16 protein-coding genes are annotated in these 17,805 nt (G+C 46.9%); 9 read left to right on the forward strand and 7 right to left on the reverse strand.

Annotated elements, in window-relative coordinates; genetic code table 11:
- Window positions 1-149 precede the first annotated feature (149 nt).
- Window positions 150-1,172 carry a tRNA (adenosine(37)-N6)-threonylcarbamoyltransferase complex transferase subunit TsaD gene (gene tsaD / locus ACRRS1_RS03560; RefSeq protein ID WP_432454531.1) on the forward strand — a complete coding sequence of 341 codons (1,023 nt, stop codon included), beginning with the start codon at window positions 150-152 and terminating at the stop codon, window positions 1,170-1,172.
- 169 nt (window positions 1,173-1,341) lie between these two features.
- On the opposite strand, the gene plsY is transcribed toward tsaD, so the two are convergent.
- Window positions 1,342-1,932, reverse strand: a complete 591-nt coding sequence (gene plsY, locus ACRRS1_RS03565; protein ID WP_432454530.1) for a glycerol-3-phosphate 1-O-acyltransferase PlsY — start codon at window positions 1,930-1,932, stop codon at window positions 1,342-1,344.
- A 123-nt stretch (window positions 1,933-2,055) separates the two neighbouring features.
- On the opposite strand from plsY, the gene folB reads away from it, so the two are divergent.
- Genes folB through ACRRS1_RS03580 form a run of 3 tightly spaced genes read left to right on the forward strand, consistent with a single transcriptional unit; the run spans window position 2,056 to window position 3,731 of the window.
- Window positions 2,056-2,421, forward strand: a complete 366-nt coding sequence (folB, locus tag ACRRS1_RS03570; RefSeq protein ID WP_432454529.1) for a dihydroneopterin aldolase — start codon at window positions 2,056-2,058, stop codon at window positions 2,419-2,421.
- Window positions 2,421-2,909: a 2-amino-4-hydroxy-6-hydroxymethyldihydropteridine diphosphokinase gene (gene folK, locus ACRRS1_RS03575; protein WP_432454528.1), complete on the forward strand. Its 489-nt coding sequence runs from the start codon at window positions 2,421-2,423 to the stop codon at window positions 2,907-2,909. The genes folB and folK overlap by 1 nt, the downstream gene beginning before the upstream one ends.
- A 21-nt stretch (window positions 2,910-2,930) precedes the next feature.
- Window positions 2,931-3,731 carry an undecaprenyl-diphosphate phosphatase gene (locus ACRRS1_RS03580; protein WP_432454527.1) on the forward strand — a complete coding sequence of 267 codons (801 nt, stop codon included), beginning with the start codon at window positions 2,931-2,933 and terminating at the stop codon, window positions 3,729-3,731.
- A 37-nt stretch (window positions 3,732-3,768) separates the two neighbouring features.
- On the opposite strand, the gene ACRRS1_RS03585 is transcribed toward ACRRS1_RS03580, so the two are convergent.
- Window positions 3,769-5,022 (reverse strand): multifunctional CCA addition/repair protein, encoded by a 1,254-nt coding sequence (locus tag ACRRS1_RS03585; RefSeq protein ID WP_432468384.1) that lies wholly within the window; start codon window positions 5,020-5,022, stop codon window positions 3,769-3,771.
- A gap of 136 nt (window positions 5,023-5,158) precedes the next feature.
- Between ACRRS1_RS03585 and ACRRS1_RS03590 the strand changes: the two genes are divergently transcribed.
- Window positions 5,159-6,778, forward strand: coding sequence for an AAA family ATPase (locus ACRRS1_RS03590; protein ID WP_432454525.1), 1,620 nt, complete (start codon window positions 5,159-5,161; stop codon window positions 6,776-6,778).
- On the forward strand, window positions 6,778-7,587 hold the full coding sequence (locus ACRRS1_RS03595; RefSeq protein ID WP_432468382.1) for a general secretion pathway protein GspB: 810 nt from the start codon (window positions 6,778-6,780) through the stop codon (window positions 7,585-7,587). Before ACRRS1_RS03590 ends, ACRRS1_RS03595 begins: the two co-directional genes overlap by 1 nt.
- Window positions 7,588-7,726: 139 nt before the next feature.
- Here ACRRS1_RS03595 and ACRRS1_RS03600 read toward each other — a convergent pair whose 3' ends face one another.
- The 3 genes from ACRRS1_RS03600 to ACRRS1_RS03610 form a co-directional block, all read right to left on the reverse strand.
- The gene (locus tag ACRRS1_RS03600; protein WP_432454523.1) at window positions 7,727-8,338 is read right to left on the reverse strand and encodes a TIGR04211 family SH3 domain-containing protein; all 612 of its coding nucleotides are present in this window, start codon (window positions 8,336-8,338) and stop codon (window positions 7,727-7,729) included.
- 111 nt (window positions 8,339-8,449) lie between these two features.
- Window positions 8,450-9,715 (reverse strand): inorganic phosphate transporter, encoded by a 1,266-nt coding sequence (locus ACRRS1_RS03605; protein ID WP_432460926.1) that lies wholly within the window; start codon window positions 9,713-9,715, stop codon window positions 8,450-8,452.
- Window positions 9,716-9,743: 28 nt separating this feature from the next.
- Window positions 9,744-10,421: a TIGR00153 family protein gene (locus tag ACRRS1_RS03610; protein ID WP_432454521.1), complete on the reverse strand. Its 678-nt coding sequence runs from the start codon at window positions 10,419-10,421 to the stop codon at window positions 9,744-9,746.
- Window positions 10,422-10,604: 183 nt separating this feature from the next.
- Here ACRRS1_RS03610 and ACRRS1_RS03615 point away from each other — a divergent pair, with 183 nt between their 5' ends.
- Entirely contained in the window at window positions 10,605-12,092 is a 1,488-nt protein-coding gene (locus tag ACRRS1_RS03615) for a CYTH domain-containing protein (protein ID WP_432468380.1), read from the forward strand.
- A gap of 5 nt (window positions 12,093-12,097) precedes the next feature.
- Window positions 12,098-12,877, forward strand: coding sequence for a YdcF family protein (locus ACRRS1_RS03620; RefSeq protein ID WP_432468379.1), 780 nt, complete (start codon window positions 12,098-12,100; stop codon window positions 12,875-12,877).
- A gap of 79 nt (window positions 12,878-12,956) precedes the next feature.
- On the opposite strand, the gene ACRRS1_RS03625 is transcribed toward ACRRS1_RS03620, so the two are convergent.
- Entirely contained in the window at window positions 12,957-13,712 is a 756-nt protein-coding gene (locus ACRRS1_RS03625; protein WP_432468378.1) for a potassium channel family protein, read from the reverse strand.
- A gap of 224 nt (window positions 13,713-13,936) precedes the next feature.
- Between ACRRS1_RS03625 and glnE the strand changes: the two genes are divergently transcribed.
- Window positions 13,937-16,819, forward strand: coding sequence for a bifunctional [glutamate--ammonia ligase]-adenylyl-L-tyrosine phosphorylase/[glutamate--ammonia-ligase] adenylyltransferase (gene glnE / locus ACRRS1_RS03630; protein ID WP_432468376.1), 2,883 nt, complete (start codon window positions 13,937-13,939; stop codon window positions 16,817-16,819).
- Here the strand turns inward: glnE and lpxL are convergent.
- Window positions 16,816-17,739: an LpxL/LpxP family Kdo(2)-lipid IV(A) lauroyl/palmitoleoyl acyltransferase gene (lpxL, locus tag ACRRS1_RS03635; RefSeq protein ID WP_432468375.1), complete on the reverse strand. Its 924-nt coding sequence runs from the start codon at window positions 17,737-17,739 to the stop codon at window positions 16,816-16,818. The genes glnE and lpxL overlap by 4 nt on opposite strands.
- Window positions 17,740-17,805: the final 66 nt, after the last annotated feature.

The following is a 17,805-nucleotide window of genomic DNA, read 5'->3' on the forward strand; positions in this document are numbered from 1 at the left end:
TTAAGCCGAACTGAGGGGTAATGTAAAGCCTATTTGTAAGTCACTGGTGAAATTAGCGCTGAACAAGTAAGATAGCTGCGATTTTTGGCAGGCCTTTGGGCGAGATTATACGTTACTGACGCCAGTAACCAAGCAGGAAAAGCAACACTATGCGCGTATTAGGTATTGAAACTTCGTGTGATGAGACCGGCATTGCTATTTACGATGATCAGCAAGGCTTATTGGCCGATGTTTTATACAGTCAGGTAAAATTGCATGCCGATTACGGAGGGGTGGTGCCTGAGTTAGCTTCGCGCGATCATATTCGTAAGACTATTCCACTGATTAAAGAAGCGATGGCAGCAGCCAATTGTAGTGCCGATGATATTGACGCGGTAGCTTATACTGCTGGCCCCGGTTTGGTTGGCGCTTTGTTAGTGGGGTCACTCACCGCGCGTAGTATTGCGATGGCCTGGGATAAACCGGCGGTGGCAGTGCATCATATGGAAGGTCATTTACTTGCGCCAATGCTGGAAGAAAATCCGCCTGAATTCCCGTTCTTAGCGCTATTAGTGTCGGGGGGGCATACATTGTTGGTGGAAGTCGATGGGATTGGTGAGTATCAAATTTTAGGCGAGTCTATTGATGATGCGGCGGGTGAAGCCTTCGATAAAACCGCTAAGTTACTGGGTCTTGATTATCCTGGCGGCCCAGCGTTGAGCCGCTTAGCGGAACAAGGCACTGCCGGGCGTTTTGTCTTTCCAAGACCGATGACTGACCGTCCCGGTTTAGATATGAGCTTCTCGGGATTAAAAACGTTCGCCAAAAATACCATCGATAGCGAGGGCAAAGATCCACAAACTCAGGCCGATATTGCTTTGGCTTTTCAACAAGCCGTGGTTGAGACTCTTATTATTAAGTGTCGTCGCGCCCTGAAACAAACTGGCTTAAAACGTTTAGTGATTGCCGGCGGTGTGAGCGCAAACAAAGCTTTACGCGAACAGCTCGGTGAATTATTGGTATCACGCGGTGGTCAGGTGTTTTATCCTCGCGCTGAATTTTGTACCGATAACGGTGCGATGATCGCTTATGCGGGGATGCAGCGTTTTAAAGCGGGCCAAACGCAAGGTTTATCGGTGAAAGCCATGCCGCGTTGGCCTTTAGACGAGTTGCCTGCAGCAAACCCCTTATAGATTATTGTGTTCGATGGGGTGGCTTTGAACGCCTCATTCCAGAACGAGCGCGGAGGCCATTTTGTGGCTTATATGGGCTTGCCGTTGTCAGTTGTTTTATTCGTTTGTTGGCGAACAAGCCTTGCGTTGTTTTGTCGATATCTTCTCTAGCGATGCAAAGTTGAGCGGCTTAGTCTTTTTTGATGACTTTGGTTTCGGTGTGGTTGCGTAAACGATGAATGTTGCCTTGATGACGAATGATAATCAGACAAGAGAGCATCGCGACGGGCAGTGTGTATTCAGGCTTGATAAGCCAAGTATAGAATGGTGCTAAACTCACCGAGATAATTGCGGCTAACGAAGAGTAACCTCTTAATTTTAGGATTATTAGCCAAGTGAGGATCAACAAGGCAGCGAGATCGAGACCAATTGGTAAAACGCCACCAAGGGCGGTCGCAACCCCTTTTCCGCCTTCAAAATGAAAGAAAATGGGATACATGTGTCCTAAGCAAGCCGCGATGCCGACAAAACCGAGTACCAGCGGGGAGAGACCCGCATAATAGCCTAACCATACTGGGACGGTGCCTTTTAGCAGATCGCAGACCAGTACCAATCCAGCGGGGATTTTCCCGCCTAAGCGATACACATTGGTGGCCCCAGGGTTATTAGAACCGTGATGGCGAGGATCGGGCAGACTAAAAATTCGACAAATTAATACAGCGCTGGATATAGAACCCAGTAAATACGCTGCTGTGATAAAAAATAAACCGATTAAACCCATTAGCTTAGAAGCATTCCACCAATTGCCATATTGCGGTATTATCGCGCTCTTTGAAACCCAAATGATACGCTGTTTTTTTAGCTAAGGCTAATTAGCACGTTTACAGCACAGCAGCATAAAATAATGGATAAAGTATTTATTAAACAGCTCACGGTATTGGCAACCATTGGTGCCTATGAGTGGGAAAAACAAATTAAACAGAAGTTACTGATTGATTTGGAAATGGCTTGGGATAACCGTCCTGCGGCGGCTGGTGATGACTTAAGCTTAGCCTTAGATTATGCATCGGTGAGTCAAGCTGTGAGCAATTTAGTGGGAGGCGAAGCCCACGAATTGGTGGAAACCGTCGCCGAAAAAGTAGCCGATTTGCTGATCCAGCAATATGCAGTGCCTTGGCTTAAAGTCACCATTAATAAGCCAGGTGCAGTGCCTTTTGCTAGTAGTGTCGGGGTGCAAATTGAGCGTAGCCGAGAAGGTTATGCTCAATAATGGCCAATATTTTTGTGGGTATAGGCAGTAATATTGAGCGTGAATATTATATTCGTGCAGGTGTACTTGCTCTAAAAGAGCGATTTGGTGAGTTGCAGTTAAGCCCGGTGTATGAAAGTGCAGCCCTTGGTTTCAATGGTCCGGCTTTTTATAATTTAGTGGCAAAATTTTCTAGTCCCTTGTCTTTACAGGCCGTATTTGAGGCAATAAAACGGATTGAGTTTGAACATGGTCGCGCCATGGATGCACAAAAGTACTCGTCACGAACCCTCGATATCGATATTCTGTTATATAACCAACTAGTGGTAGACACGCCTTGTAAACTACCCAGAGCCGAAATAACCAAGAGTGCCTTTGTATTAAAGCCTCTTGCGGATATTGCTGGTTCAATGCTGCACCCTACGGTAAACCAAACTTTCATACAACTATGGCAAGATTTTGATCATAGTCGTCAAGTGCTGACTCGAGTTGACACTTTAGACCTTTAGTTTTTAGATAAGGAAGCGTAAATGAGTCCCTTTGAAACCATTATGTTGGCGTTGATCCAGGGTTTAACAGAATTTTTACCGATTTCTAGCTCCGCTCATTTGATTTTGCCCTCACAAATTTTGGGCTGGGCCGATCAAGGCATCGCCTTCGATGTTGCGGTACATGTCGGCAGCTTGTTTGCAGTATTGGGCTACTTTCGTAAAGAAGTTTGGGCGATGTTAGGCGCCTGGCTGGCTTCTTTTACTGGTAAACGTAGCCCCGAAGCGATACTTGCTTGGTTAATTATTTTAGCGACTATTCCTGCGATTATTTTTGGCGGCCTGTTTAAGTCGCTGATTGAAGAGTATTCACGATCAGCTTACGTGATTGCCAGTACCACCCTGATTTTTGGCGCTTTGTTATGGTGGGCCGATTCGCAGGCGAAATTAATTAAAAATGAATACCATATCGGTTGGAAACAAGCCTTGTTTGTTGGTGTTGCTCAAGCCATTGCGATTATTCCTGGTACCTCACGTAGCGGCATTACCATCACTGCGGGTCTAATGTTAGGTCTAAGCCGTGAAGCCGCCGCTCGTTTTTCTTTTCTGATGTCGATCCCTGTGATTATTGGTGCTTGCACACTCATGGCAAAAGACATGGTCGAGACTCCTGTGGCGATTGATTGGTCGGCGATGTCGTTGGGGATTTTAGTGGCCTTTGTTAGCGCCTATTCATGTATTCACTTTTTCATTAAGTGGGTGAATCGGGTCGGCATGAAACCCTTCGTGATTTACCGGATGATACTTGGCGTGGGCTTGTTTGCTTTCTTGGCCTGGTCTTAGATCGAAAAGCGCACATTTTAGGGCAGTTGGACGCAGATTAATTCTCGTCTGATTGCGCTGGTCCGTCTAAGTACGCTTGTTTTTGTTGTTTAATCAGCGCAATTCGCTGTGTTTGTAATTGCTCGCGAATGGCTGCGCCCTGATAGCCAGCTTGAACGATGGCTTGTACGTCGACGCTATTAGCGGTTTCGAGCTGGTGCAACAGATAGTCGTAGGCTGGGTAAGGGTAGTCTTCAAAACCCAAGCGACCTTTAATATCGGCGACACCCGCTTCCAATATTTGCCGAAAGCGTTCTGGTTTGCGCCAAGCATCGCAGCGGTCAAATAATTTTAGCACTGTTTCTGGGCGTAACTCTAAAGCGCTGTGAATGGTGATGTGATATTCGGCCACCAGAAAAGCAAGGTCTCGGTAGTGATTGGGCACCTTGAGGCGTTGGCAAAACTGCTTAATTAGTTTTAGTCCTTTCGGCCCATGTCCTGGGTGAGAGGGTAGAGTTTCTGCTGGCGTGAGTGCTTTCCCATAGTCGTGACATAAACAGGCAAAGCGTACTTCGTTGTGATATCCGAGTCGTGCACTCTGTTCGAGAACCATGAGCGTATGAATGCCAGAGTCAATTTCTGGATGCCACTCGGGGCGAGCTGGTACGCCGAATAAAGCTGCTAGTTCTGGAAATAATAGGTTTAAGGCATCGGCTTGTTTTAAAACTTCGAAGAACACCTGAGGCGCTTCGCAGGCGAGGGCTTTTTCGAGCTCTTTCCAGATCCGCTCTGGGGTTAAACTGGATAACTCTCCGGAATGGGCTATTTCACGCATTAGGCTCATGGTAGATTCTGCCACGCTAAACCCTAAGGGGTGTAAACGTGCGGCGAAGCGAGCGACCCGGAGTACCCGAAGTGGATCTTCAACAAAAGCTGGAGAAACATGACGCAATTGCTTTGCTTGCAGATCGGCCTGACCCCCATAGGGGTCGATGAGCTTGCCGTCTTCACTCATGGCGATGGCGTTAATGGTTAAATCACGACGTAATAAATCGTTTTCTAAACTGACGGTAGGGCTTGCATCGCAGCTAAAGCCAGTATAACCCTTTCCTTGTTTGCGTTCGGTGCGTGCTAAGGCATATTCTTCACGGGAGTGCGGATGAATAAATACGGGGAAATCCTTGCCAACTTGGGTATAGCCGAGTTGAAGCATTAGGTCTGGAGAGGCACCGACAACCACATGGTCGCGGTCTTTCACCTTCAAGCCGAGTAGTTTATCTCTGACTGCTCCTCCTACCAAATAGGTTTCCACTTATCACTCCTTGTTATTCTCTATGCACAAACGGCTTGCGCGAGGGTATTATACACCTATCAACGCTCAATTGGGCTTGGATTGCCACCGAGTGAAAACATCGGTAGGCCATGGTCGGTGAAAGGATAGCGATTTAATGTACTTGGATTATTTTGGTTTAAAGGAGACTCCTTTTTCGATAGCGCCAAATCCTGAATTTTTATTTATGAGTGAACGGCATAAAGAGGCCTTAGCTCATCTGAGTTTTGGTTTAGGCGAAACGGGGGGATTTGTGCTACTCACTGGTGAAGTTGGTACCGGTAAAACCACGGTGTCGCGTGCTTTACTAAAACAACTACCCGCAACAACCAAAGTTGCTTTTGTACTCAATCCCACACTCACAGAAATAGAGCTATTGGCGACGGTATGTGACGAGCTGAGCATCCCTTACGACAGCGATAAGATGAGTGTTAAACAGTTAGGAGACGCGATCCGTCAGCGTTTGTTAGAAAACCATGCTGCTGGTGGGAATACCATGCTGTTGATCGATGAAGCTCAGCATCTTTCGGTAGCGGTATTAGAACAGCTTCGTTTATTAACCAACTTTGAGACCGATACCCGTAAGTTATTGCGGGTGGTATTGATTGGTCAGCCGGAGTTACAGCAAAAATTAAAGCAGCCAATTTTACGCCAATTGGCGCAACGGATCACTGCTCGTTATCACTTGTTGCCATTAACGGTGAATGAAGTTAAAGCCTATATCATGCATCGTTTACAGGTGGCGGGTTGTGAGCGGCCTTTGTTTTCTGATGTTGTAGTGAAGCAGGTATTTAAGGCCGCAGAAGGGATCCCTCGGGTGATTAATTTGCTTTGTGATCGCGCGCTGTTGGCCGCCTATGCTGGCAATAAGCTACAGGTGGATAAAGCTGCTTTAAGGCAAGCGATTGAAGAAGTAGCCTTAAATGAACCGCCTCGACAGCTAAATCTTGCTTACTTGTTCAGTGGTGCGATGTTAGGTGTTGTATTGTTAGGGGCGGGTTATGTGTATCAACATTGGCCAATGCTTGGCTCTGTTATCGCGGACTCGCTTCCCCAACAACGGGCTCTTGTTGAACCGCAGTTGAGTGTGCCTGTCGCTGCTGTTGTGGCGCCCAGTGTCACTGCCGCGGAGCAACAAGCAGACGAATGGCAACAGCTACGCAGTAGTAGCCGTTTACCGCCCCGTGCATGGCAGCTGCTATTACGCGCGTGGGGTTATGATGCGCCAGCCTCTCAAGCCAGTTGTGACTTGATTACAAGCGTTGATTTATATTGTTTGTCTCTTAATGGCGGGGAGCAGATGTTACGTGAAGTTAATTTACCTGCGGTGTTAAAGCTAGAAGACCAAGGTGAGCCTTTTTATGCTGTGCTGCGACATTGGGGGCCACAACTTGAATTATGGTTGGGAGAGCGTTCTATGATGGTGGATCAAGCTTGGTTGCAGCAACGCTGGAATGGTGAGTTTCAGGTCCTGTGGCAGCAACCGAAAGGCTTTGATGGCGTATTAAAGCTGGGCAGTCAGGGGGAAGCTGTGCATTGGTTAGAACAGAGCCTATCGCTAATTCAAGGCAAGCGGTCACGGCAGATCTTCAAATATGATCGCCAACTGAGTCAGCAAGTGAAACAATATCAGCGTCAGAATCATCTCACCGCGGATGGCATTGCCGGTGTATTTACACTGTTACATTTGAATCAACAGATATATGTTGATCAACCACGTTTGCAGGAGTTGAATTAGTGTCTAGTATCTTGGCGGCGCAACGCCGTAGTCAACAAGGCGCAATGGCGGCGTTAGTCCCAAGGTCGCCCAACAATCGCTTATGGTTCGTATTATTTTGTGTCTTGTTGACGCTTGTTTTGCTGTTTGCTGGCTTGTGGTGGTGGCAAAAGCTACAAGTTGTTCCTCGGTCTGGCAGCGCTCCGCCTATCGTGGCGGATGTGGCCGCGCCAGCACCAGCACCAGTACCAGCACCAGTATTTGCGGAGCCACAGAAGCCTCGGCTGGCGCCTTTTGAATTAAATCCCTTGCCCGATTTCAAAGATTTAGAGCGAGTCGACTTATTGGCGATGCGTCAGGCGCAGTATGCCGACTTAATCGCTAACACTAGCAAACGGTTAATTGCTCAAGAAGATAAGGATTTTAAGCCGGTTGTTGAATCGTCGCCAACGGCTTCGACCGAGCATAAGCCCGCTCAGCCGACAAATTTAAAGTCTGATCTCAGTTTGGAACAGCGCTTTGCGCAAGCGGTTCAAGCGACAGAGTCCTTGAACTGGCAAGAGCAGCAGTCAACCGCGGTTTATGATGATGCGCCGCTACTGGCGGAACTGTCACCCGAGTTACAAGCCTTGGTGCCGGCGATTACTTTTAAATCTCATGTCTTTTCATCCGATCCGGCTCGGCGTCATGTGACCTTGAATGAGCAACAGTTGTTTGAAGGCGATTTACTGACCAATCGTATTGAGCTGGTTGCTATCCGCCTCAACGACATTGTACTGCGGGTGGCCGGAAATCTTTGCCGTTTAAAAGCCTTGGTCGACTGGGGATAAGTTTTGGTCGATGGTTTGCGGATAAACCTAAGTTTTCGGCGCTCATCGATAAACCGATGAGTTTAATTAGTGAAATAACAATGCACTGAGTTGTTTAAATCAAAAAGGGCGCTTTAAGCGCCCTTTTTAATGGTTAAACCTACATCCATTGTTGGTCTCGTTTTTTGCGACGAGGGATCATCGGCAATAATAAACCTAAAATTAGACCGATACCGGCAACGCCCGCGCCACGCATAAACCATTGCATCTGCACCGCTTCGTCAATGGCGTCAAGTTCAGCTTGAAGATTAATGTTTTGTTTGCTGATTTGACTGAGTTGCTCATTCAGTTGGTCGTTGGTTAACTGTAATTGCTCGATTTGTTGTTGCTGAGATTCGAGCTTGATAAGTTGTCCAGCAGAATTGCTTTCACTGCTTTCCAGCTGCTGCTTGAACTTGCTTTCGCTAAGTTTGAGCTGCGCTTTAATTTGTTCCAATTGGTATGCAAGACCAGGTTTCGAGTTTAGGTATTTGGAGTCAACCCAACCTTCACGACCATTGTCGAGGACGACTTTGGCGTATTTATGTTCTGCATCGTAGCCAATTTGGTTAATTTTAGTGCCGGCGTTTACGCTACCTAAAATTCGAAATTGATTGCTAGGCCCGGAATGCATGAAAATGAACAAGTCATCCGATATATAACGAGTTTGAGCGATGGCTGGCGAAGTGAGGGCGAGCAATAAAAAAGCTGCGGATAAGTTTCTGAGGATCACGGCATATCTCTTCGGATTTGATTGTATTCGCCGTTAGTGTACGAAACAACGTTGTCAGTCTCAACCAACAACGTTGTTATTGTGAGTAAAAGTTAGCTTGATTAAGGTTAATTAGCCAAAAATACCCAATAAAATATAGTAGAACACGATGGACAACAAAGCGCCCGCTGGCAGGGTGATCACCCACGAGACGACAATGTTACGCACCACGCCTAAATTAAGTGCGGCAATACCACGCGCCATACCGACACCCAACACCGCGCCAACTAGTGTTTGGGTTGTTGAAATGGGCAAACCTGTACCCGAAGCAATCACCACGGTAGTCGCTGCTGCGAGTTCGGCAGCAAAACCACGACTTGGTGTGAGCTCGGTAATACCCTTACCAATTGTCGCGATTACGCGGTGACCAAATAAGGCTAAACCAGCAACAATACCCAAGCCACCAAGCGGTAGGATCCACCAAGCGAGTGCCGCCTTGCCTGTGATTTCCCCGTTGTTGTGAACGACGCTCACCACTGCGGCCAATGGTCCAATTGCATTTGCCACATCATTTGAGCCATGGGCAAACGCCATGCAGCAAGCCGTAATAACCATTAGTACCGCAAATACTCTCTCTACGTTGGTGTAGTGCATTTGACGGTCGGCCTTGGGGTCGATTTTCAGACGGGTAATGATGTACTTACCGACGATTGCAATCACTAAACCAACGGCGATTGCCCAGAGGTAGCCTTCGGTCGAACTCATTTCCAAGCCGACGTGCTTTAATCCTTTCTTGATGGTCACTAAGGCCATCATAAACCCAGCTAAGAACATGTAGCCGGGCACGTAGCGTTTGGCTGCTGCCAGTGGGTTTTCATTCTCAAAGATGAGCTTTTGTGCGCTCATAAAAATGAAATAGGCGACTATGCCGGATATTGCAGGGGTAATAATCCAGCTGCCGACAATGCTGGATACTTTGCCCCATTCTACGGCCTCGGTACCTACGCCCACCGCGGCAAAACCAACGATGGCGCCAATGATAGAGTGGGTGGTAGAAACAGGCCATCCGTTATAGGAGGCGATTAATAGCCAGGTTCCTGCCGCCAATAACGCGGCAATCATGCCAAATACCAGTAACTCTGGTGTTTGGGTGAAAGCTCCTGAATCAATGATCCCTTTACGAACCGTGTTGGTGACCGCGCCGCCAGCCAAATAAGCACCGGCGAATTCGAAAATCATCGCGATGATGATTGCTTGCTTAATCGTGATAGCGTTAGAGCCGACCGATGTGCCCATGGCGTTGGCGACATCATTCGCGCCAATACCCCAAGCCATCACAAAGCCGAAGACAGCCGCGATGATAACCAGCGTGGTGCCGTAAGTTGCAAGAATTTCCATTGGAGTTACCTAAGTGATTTCTTATTTTTTAGCGATAGATCATCAGTTCTAAACGTGCGCCAACACGTTGTGCCTGATCGGCGAGTTCGCCAATGGCTTCAATGATGAAGTAGAGGAACATTGCGTCGATGGGATCGAGTTTTTTCTCTAATTTTTGTAGTTTTCTACGGATTTTGCGCTGTTGTCCGTCGGTTTCGTCTTCGATGAGATCGAGTTTCTCAACCATGTCTTTCACGACATTGACTTCACGGCCTTTAAAACCGGTTTCGAGTAAGTCTTCTAATTCATTAATCACCGCTTTAGCCATCGCGGTGGCATCTAAACAGCGTTGCAGATACTCCATGAACATTTCCGCCAGCTTCGGTGGTAACTCCATTTTTCGCCCAAGCATACGGCCTGAAATATCTTTTGCTTTGTTGGCTATTCTGTCCTGATGAGTCAACAGTTCGAGAACGTCGGAACGTTCAATTGGCATGAAAAGTCCACCGGTAAGATTTAATCGAATATCTCGTTTCATTCGATCCGCTTCTTTCTCTAATTCAGAGATGATTACGCGACGCTTAGCGGCAGTTTTCCAATCTTTTTTTAGTACAGCGTCGAAAAAAGGTACTAAACCTTCACAACACTCATGTACTACATTGATATGTTCTTGTAATGGTTTAATTGGCGATTTAGCAAACAAACCAAGAATTGTATTTCCAGACATAATCTCTGTTCCAATTAGCTATGCAAAGGATATATTTTTTGCGAGGCGCATGGTAACGTAGACTAGCTTAGTTGCAAGCTTTTATCTGCAATTTTAGTACGTTTTAATTGAGATAAATCAAAAAAATTTGTTCAAAATCCCAACAGGAGAGCCGGGCGCTGCGTCAGCAAGCATGGATAAACCATGAACAATGAAATTGAAATCAAGCTGTTAGCGGCACCTCATTGTGCCTCAGCGTTGTTCGAACAGCTGTGTCATTATAGTGTGCTGCAAACGGAAATAAAGCCGCTAACCAGTATCTATTTTGATACTTCAGATCGCCAACTAATGCGTTGGGGCATGGGGCTCCGAATTCGCAGCGGTGATGGGGCAGATGTGCAAACCTTAAAAACCGATGGGGTGGTGGTTGGCGGTTTACATCAACGACCAGAGTATAATTCGCTGGTGCCGACTAAACAGCCGCAATTGGCGTTGTTTAATCAAATTGAATGGCCACAAGATGCAGATTTAGCACAAATCGAACAACAATTAGTCCCCTTATTTAGTACCGTTTTTGACCGGCAAACATGGTTACTCGACTTGGCCAACGATACCTTAGTTGAGGTGGCCTTTGATCAAGGTTGGTTAATTGCTAATACCGAACGGGAAGCGATTTGCGAAATTGAATTGGAATTAGTCAAAGGTGATGTGACTCAGTTATTTGAATTGGCTAGTGATATCGCCGAGATTGACGGTTTACGTTTAGCTAATATAAGCAAAGCGAAGCGTGGTTATCGGTTAGCCGCGGGTCATCGCGAAGCGCTTAAACATTTACTTCCGGTTAAGTTGAGTGATGCCCCCCACGGTGCCGAGTGTTTGACTCGTATCTTTTCTACGGCCTTAGGGCATTGGCAGTATCATGAACAGCTGTTTTTAGATAATCCCCAGCTTGAGGCCTTAGAACAGGTGTCGATGGGCGTCCAAATGTTGGTTCAGGCTTGTAAGATGTTTAGTGAGTTAGACTTGGTTGCTTGTCCTTGGTTGAGTGAGCTGCGTTGGTTACGCCAACAGTTTAGCTGGCTTAATCAGGCCCATAGTTTATCGAGACTGACCGCAGAACGCGGTGTTTTAATTAAAAAGCTGCCTCAGCAGCGCTCCCTGTTAAAGTCCTTACAACAGCAACAAAATGCCTTACCCCAAGTGGAACAAATCCACCAGTTAATGCACAGCCCGCGCTATTGTCGTTTGATGTTAAAAATCACTCGTTGGTTGTATTTGGCAGAATGGCAAAATAGCCCAACGGTGCAAGCCTTAGATATTCGCCAAGTCGCTCAACAATTGTTAGCGACCAGTTGGACTCATTTGCGCAACTCTGATCTCGCATTACCTGAAGTGGATGCCGATGTGTACATTAAGCAAGCCACCAAATTAAGACGGAATTTGCTGGTGGGGATCTGTGTTGGGGAATTATTTGATGAGAGCTCTCGACAAGAATTTCGATTGCCATGGATGGATATTTTGTCGGGGATTGAAGAGTTGAGTTTGTATAAACCCTTGCGGGCCCTGTTTGATGATTTGGAGCCGGAGTTACAGCAAACGATCGAAAAATGGGTCAGCCGAAAAGAACAATCGCTATTAGATGCTTTAACGTTCTCTCGCCAACAAGCCTTGCAACAAACGGTTTATTGGTAGTTTCGGTGAGTAGCTTTTTGTTTAGTAAGTTATTGATCAGTCTGTTTATACCTAGCACTTTGCTATGGCTATTATTGTTGTTGGCGGCGATCTGTTGGTTACTTGGCCGAGCTTACCTGGCAAAAAGTTTAGTTTTTATTTCCTTGTTGTTGGCGCTGGTTTTCAGTCTTGGTCCGTTGAGCGGTAAAATGCTACGGTTTTTTGAAACTCAATATCCGGCGATGCATGTATTACCCGCCGATACGGACCTGATTGTGGTCTTGGGTTGTTTGCATTACGTGGATAAAACACAACCACTCTCTAGCCAAGTTTTACCCTGCGCTACGGTAAAGCTGGTGGAGGCTATTCGCTTATGGAGACAGCATCCAGAGAGTCAAATATTGCTCTCGGGCGGGGATGTAGAAGCCAGTGGCGTGGAGCATGCCGATATGTTGGCCAAATTGGCGATATCCTTAGGTGTCCCGGACTCACATCTGTTACGTAGCTACCATAACTTAAATACGGCAGCAGAAGCGCAAACGGTGGCAGGTAGCTATCGTGGAAAAAACATCGTACTGGTGACACAAGCTGCGCATATGCCAAGAGCGATGTGGTTATTTCAGCAGCAAGGGTTAAAAGTGACTGCCGCACCAAGTTATTATCAGGTGCGTAACTGGCAAGCGCCACTCAGTTGGCGAGCCTTTATCCCGAAGTTCAGTAATATTGCCAAGGCGGATACTGCAATTTATGAAGCGTTGGCGAATCTATGGTTGCACGCTCGGGTGAGTTTGAGTTCTTCCGAATAAATTAAGCTTTGGAAAGGAGTTATTTGAACTCAGATCATCGCTGGCTGGTACCCTGTTATTGCTCACCATCATTGCTCGATTAGTCTTTGGGATGTTGCTTTTGCTGTAGCTGGTGTAACTGTTGCTCGATTTGTTGTAGTTGTTGCTGCATGGTTTTTTGATTGGCATGATGCTGTTGCATAAAACGCACGAGCTCAGTTTCTTTGGCGGTTTCATCACGTAATAGCATGGCCGACATTAAACCGGAGATGGCACCAAAAAAACCGACACCAGTTAAAATCATCACACTAGCGATGACTCGTCCGGCGTCAGTGACTGGCACAAAGTCACCATAACCGACCGTAGAAATGGTAACAATTGCCCACCAAAGAGCTTCTCCAGAGCTGTGAATTTGTCCGCCAGACTCACTCCCTTCGGCGATTAAGATGCCAATCGAACCAAGTAACACAATGATCAGGAGGACCAGTAATATGGCGGCTAAAGTTGCTTCAACTCTTCTATGTTTGAGTCTTTTAAACAAGTGTTGCTGTACCGAGATGGCTTTAATTAGCTTCACCGCATGAATAAACCGCAGGAAACGCAGCGGTTCAATCAATGGAATACTGGCAAATAAGTCGATCCAATGGTGGCTTAGGTAGTGCATTGGTGTATGGCTACGTAACATGCGACTAAAAAAGTGGGTGATGAAAACACAGCAGATTAAGGTATCCAAAGTGACTAACAACGCGTGTAGTTGTGAATCACTAGGATAAAAATACAAACTACTGACAATGCCAATGGCGATAATGGACAGTAACATCATGACCAAGTCGAAGGCGTTTATATTGGTTTTCATCAGCGCATCCTGCAGCGAGTACTGAGCGATATATAAGCACTATACCTGAGTTTTAAAGATTTTCAGTATTGCGGGGTAAATACTGATATATCAAACAGTTTTGTGATAAATAAGGCATATTTGGAGTGTAGGGGTGGCGCCTGAATATCGGCTAGTGGATGCTTGAACTTCAATAGTTTTCATGTTCAGATTCATTTAATTTCTCAGCTGTGGTGCTGCTAACTATGTCAATTGCTCTCCCTCTGCAACAACAACTTTTATCTTTCGCTGCCCAGTCATGGGAGCGAGTGGTCGCCTTGGAACCCAGACTAAACACTGAACTCAGCGAGTACCAGCAGCAACAGTCGCAACAGGCCTTCGCGGTGAGTGACTTTATTGCCGATAGTTGTATTGCTCAGCCTTCTTTGCTGCTCGATATTTGGCAACAGCAGCTGCTAAGCCAGGTGTTAACAGAGACGCAGCTACGTGAGCAACTGACTGCTCAATTAGCCGAACAACAAAATGATGATGCTGCCAAGAAAGTATTACGGCGGTTTCGTCGCCAGCAAATGGTGTTGATCGCCTGGCGAGATTTAACCCAAGGTCAAGCGGTTACCGACAGCTTTGCTCAAGTATCGGCACTGGCCGACAGCTGTGTTGACTGTGCGAATCAATGGCTATATTCGCGTTGTTGTGCTGAATCTGGGACGCCGATGGATAGCGCTGGCAATGCTCAAGCCTTGGTGGTGATAGGCATGGGCAAGTTAGGGGGACGCGAGCTTAACTTCTCCTCTGATATCGATTTGATTTTTTGTTTTCCAGAAAATGGCGAAACTCAAGGTGGGCGGCGAAGCATTGCTAATCAGCAATTTTTTATTCGTATGGGCCAGCGTCTAATTCAACTAATCGATCAACCGACTGTTGACGGTTTTGTATTTCGCGTGGATATGCGGCTGCGTCCTTTTGGTGAGTCGGGCCCCTTGGCGGTAAGCTATGCCGCCTTTGAAGATTACTATCAGCATCATGGTCGTGATTGGGAACGCTATGCGATGGTGAAAGCGCGGGTGATTAACCAAGATTTGCGTTATGACCAAGCCATTCAAGCCATGCTAAAACCTTATGTGTATCGTCGTTATATAGATTTTAGTGCGATCCAAGCATTGCGCTCGATGAAGGCGATGATTAACTCGGAAATTCGACGTAAGGGCTTACGTGATAACATCAAACTAGGCTCAGGAGGGATCCGTGAGATTGAGTTTATTGCGCAAACTTTTCAATTGATCCGTGGCGGAAGAGAACCAGTCCTACAAACGCGCTCATTGCTCAAGGCTTTGAGCTTACTCAGTGAGTACGGCGAGTTGAGTCTTGAGCAGACGCAATTGCTTACCAAGCATTATCTGTATCTGCGTCAGGTAGAAAATATCTTACAGCAAATTGATGATAAACAAACCCAGACTCTGCCGGATAGCGAGCTTGATCAACAGCGGATCGCATGGGTGATGGGGGAAGCATCCTGGGTTGATTTTTATCAGCAACTACAAGCTTTATTAGCCGAGGTGAATGGCTGTTTCCAAAGCGCCATTGGCGATGAACAATGTAATGAGCATCAAGCTAGCCAAGATTACGAAGATCTGTGGCATTGTGGTGCTGATCGCGAAGCGCTTGCCTCGCTCATGGCTAAACATGTTTGCGCTGAAGCGGAGCAGCAGCAACGCGTGGAAACTATGTATCACTTTATGCATGCAGTGGAGCATCGGCAAATTGGTCAACGGGGCCGACAAACTTTAGAGCGGATGATGCCTAGCTTGTTACAACAGTTGTTTGAGCATCCGAAAACCAACTTAGTATTACCCCGAGTCATGGTGTTGTTAGAGCGGATCTTGTCCCGTACTGCTTATCTAGAATTATTAGCCGAAAATCCAGGCTCTTTGCATCAGCTGTTGCGCTTGTGTGCTGGCAGCGCGATGTTGGCCGAGAAGTTGGCAAGCTTTCCGATCTTGCTGGATGAATTGCTTGATCCCGCGTTGTTATATAATCCGGTCAGTGCCGATAGCTACGCCCAGCAGCTACGCGAGTTTATGTTGCGGATCCCAGCCGATGACATGGAACAGCAAATGGAGGCCTTACGTCAGTTCAAGCAAATACAACAGTTGCGGATCACCGCCGCGGATATCGCCGGTGCGCTACCGTTGATGAAAGTAAGTGATCACTTAACAGCGGTTGCAGAAGTAATTGTAAATGCGGTGGTTGAACATGCTTGGGCGCAAATTGTGGAGCGCCATGGCTATCCGGAACACCTTGAGCAACAGCAACGCGGTTTTGCGGTTGTGGGCTACGGCAAGATCGGTGGCATCGAAACTGGCTATAGCTCCGATCTAGATTTGGTTTTTTTACATAACAGTGACAGCTCTACCTACACCACTGGTCCGAAGCAAATCGATAGTAAGCAGTTTTATCTCAAATTAGCGCAACGCATTATGCACTTGTTTAATACCCGCACCGCCTCTGGCGTATTGTATGAGCTCGATATGCGTCTGCGTCCATCGGGGGCTTCGGGTTTGTTGGTATCGGCGATCGATGCGTTTGAGCAGTATCAACTGAAAGAAGCCTGGACTTGGGAGCACCAAGCCTTAGTGCGAGCCCGAGTGGTTTATGGTGATCGTGACTTAGGGCAACGTTTTGAACAGGTTCGCCATCAAATTTTGTCGATCAAACGTGAACCTACAGAACTCATCAACCAAGTGGTGGAGATGCGGCATAAAATGCGCCAGCATTTGAGTAGAGAAACTAGTGATTTATTCGATTTGAAGCAGTCGGCTGGGGGGATGGTTGATATTGAGTTTATTGCGCAGTATTTGGTATTACAGTATACCGATCGCTGTCCTGAGCTGAGTCGATGGAGTGATAATGTCCGGATTTTTGAAAGCTGCGCGCAGCTGGGGATCTTAGACAAACAGCAGGCACAGGGCTTGACTCGTTGTTATTTAGAGATCCGTGACGAGGGGCATCGTCAATCCTTACAAGAATTACCGCGGCTGGTCGAAAAGGCTCAGTTCACCCTCGATCTGAGCGTTGTTTGTGATACCTGGCGACAATTATTTGCCGCTCAAGCACCAAAGGTAGATTAGTAGACGCTGGGTTCGCCCTCTGGGCGCGATTTAAAGCGACGATGGATCCACATGTACTGCTCGGGAGCGCGTAAAATGGCTTTTTCTATGGCCTGATTAATCGTGCGCGCATCGGCTTTAGTGTCACCAGCGGGATAATTTTCGATAGCGGGTTCTATCACCAAGGTGATAGAACCATCTGCGTTTCGAAGTGCGTAACTCATCAGTAACTGTACGTTTTTGACTCGAGCGAGGGTGGCTGTTCCGGTAATGGTAGCAGCGTTTGGCTGAGCAAAAAAAGGCACAAATACAGCCGCGTGGGTTCCGTAATCATGGTCGGGGGCGTACCAAACCGCATTCCCATTTTTTAAAGCTTTTATCATGCCTCGCACATCGGTTCGGTCGACCAGGTACTTATTGGCTCTGGTTCGTCCATGGTATTGGAAATACTCGTAGACTTGGTTTTTATTCGGACGATAGATACCAACACCAGGATCAATGACTCCAAAGGCTCTGGCATGGCTTTCTAAAGTCCAGAAGTGAGCACTTAACAGCAGAATGCCGCCTGGTTTTTGTCTCACCTGTTCTAAATGTTCCAAACCTTCAAAATGAAGATGCTTGGCAAAGCGCCATTTGGGCCAAAACCAAGCATTCGCGGTGTCAACTACCGAGTGTCCGAGATGTGTGAAGCATTGTTCAAGCAATTGCTCACGCTGCACCGCAGATTTTTCTGGGAAACAAATGTGCAAGTTTCGACGTGCGATATGCACTCGTGATTTGAGTAGTCTTTTTCCTAGGCGGCCAATCGCCAAGCCTAAGTAATGTTGCAGGCGATGGGGCAGCAGGCTAATACCAAGCATGAAACTAATTAACAACCAAGCCCCCCAATTTCGGGGGTGAAAGGAGCCAGCGTTGAGTGTGGGGGGAGATATTTCAGCCATGTTTTTCTTTTTGCTTCAGTTGGTGAGTCAAGTTTACCCGAATTCTGGTAATTATGCCGCAGACCA

This window comes from Agarivorans sp. Z349TD_8, from assembly GCF_050870825.2.
Taxonomy (GTDB): domain Bacteria; phylum Pseudomonadota; class Gammaproteobacteria; order Enterobacterales; family Celerinatantimonadaceae; genus Agarivorans.

Excerpts from the sequence above, each read along its gene's own strand:
- lpxL (WP_432468375.1), bottom strand. The coding sequence starts at position 17,739 with ATGGCTGAAATATCTCCCCCCACACTCAACGCTGGCTCCTTTCACCCC.
- glnE (WP_432468376.1), top strand. The coding sequence starts at position 13,937 with ATGTCAATTGCTCTCCCTCTGCAACAACAACTTTTATCTTTCGCTGCC.
- ACRRS1_RS03625 (WP_432468378.1), bottom strand. The coding sequence starts at position 13,712 with ATGAAAACCAATATAAACGCCTTCGACTTGGTCATGATGTTACTGTCC.
- ACRRS1_RS03615 (WP_432468380.1), top strand. The coding sequence starts at position 10,605 with ATGAACAATGAAATTGAAATCAAGCTGTTAGCGGCACCTCATTGTGCC.
- plsY (WP_432454530.1), bottom strand. The coding sequence starts at position 1,932 with ATGGGTTTAATCGGTTTATTTTTTATCACAGCAGCGTATTTACTGGGT.
- ACRRS1_RS03590 (WP_432454525.1), top strand. The coding sequence starts at position 5,159 with ATGTACTTGGATTATTTTGGTTTAAAGGAGACTCCTTTTTCGATAGCG.
- ACRRS1_RS03605 (WP_432460926.1), bottom strand. The coding sequence starts at position 9,715 with ATGGAAATTCTTGCAACTTACGGCACCACGCTGGTTATCATCGCGGCT.
- ACRRS1_RS03610 (WP_432454521.1), bottom strand. The coding sequence starts at position 10,421 with ATGTCTGGAAATACAATTCTTGGTTTGTTTGCTAAATCGCCAATTAAA.
- folK (WP_432454528.1), top strand. The coding sequence starts at position 2,421 with ATGGCCAATATTTTTGTGGGTATAGGCAGTAATATTGAGCGTGAATAT.
- folB (WP_432454529.1), top strand. The coding sequence starts at position 2,056 with ATGGATAAAGTATTTATTAAACAGCTCACGGTATTGGCAACCATTGGT.
- ACRRS1_RS03580 (WP_432454527.1), top strand. The coding sequence starts at position 2,931 with ATGAGTCCCTTTGAAACCATTATGTTGGCGTTGATCCAGGGTTTAACA.
- tsaD (WP_432454531.1), top strand. The coding sequence starts at position 150 with ATGCGCGTATTAGGTATTGAAACTTCGTGTGATGAGACCGGCATTGCT.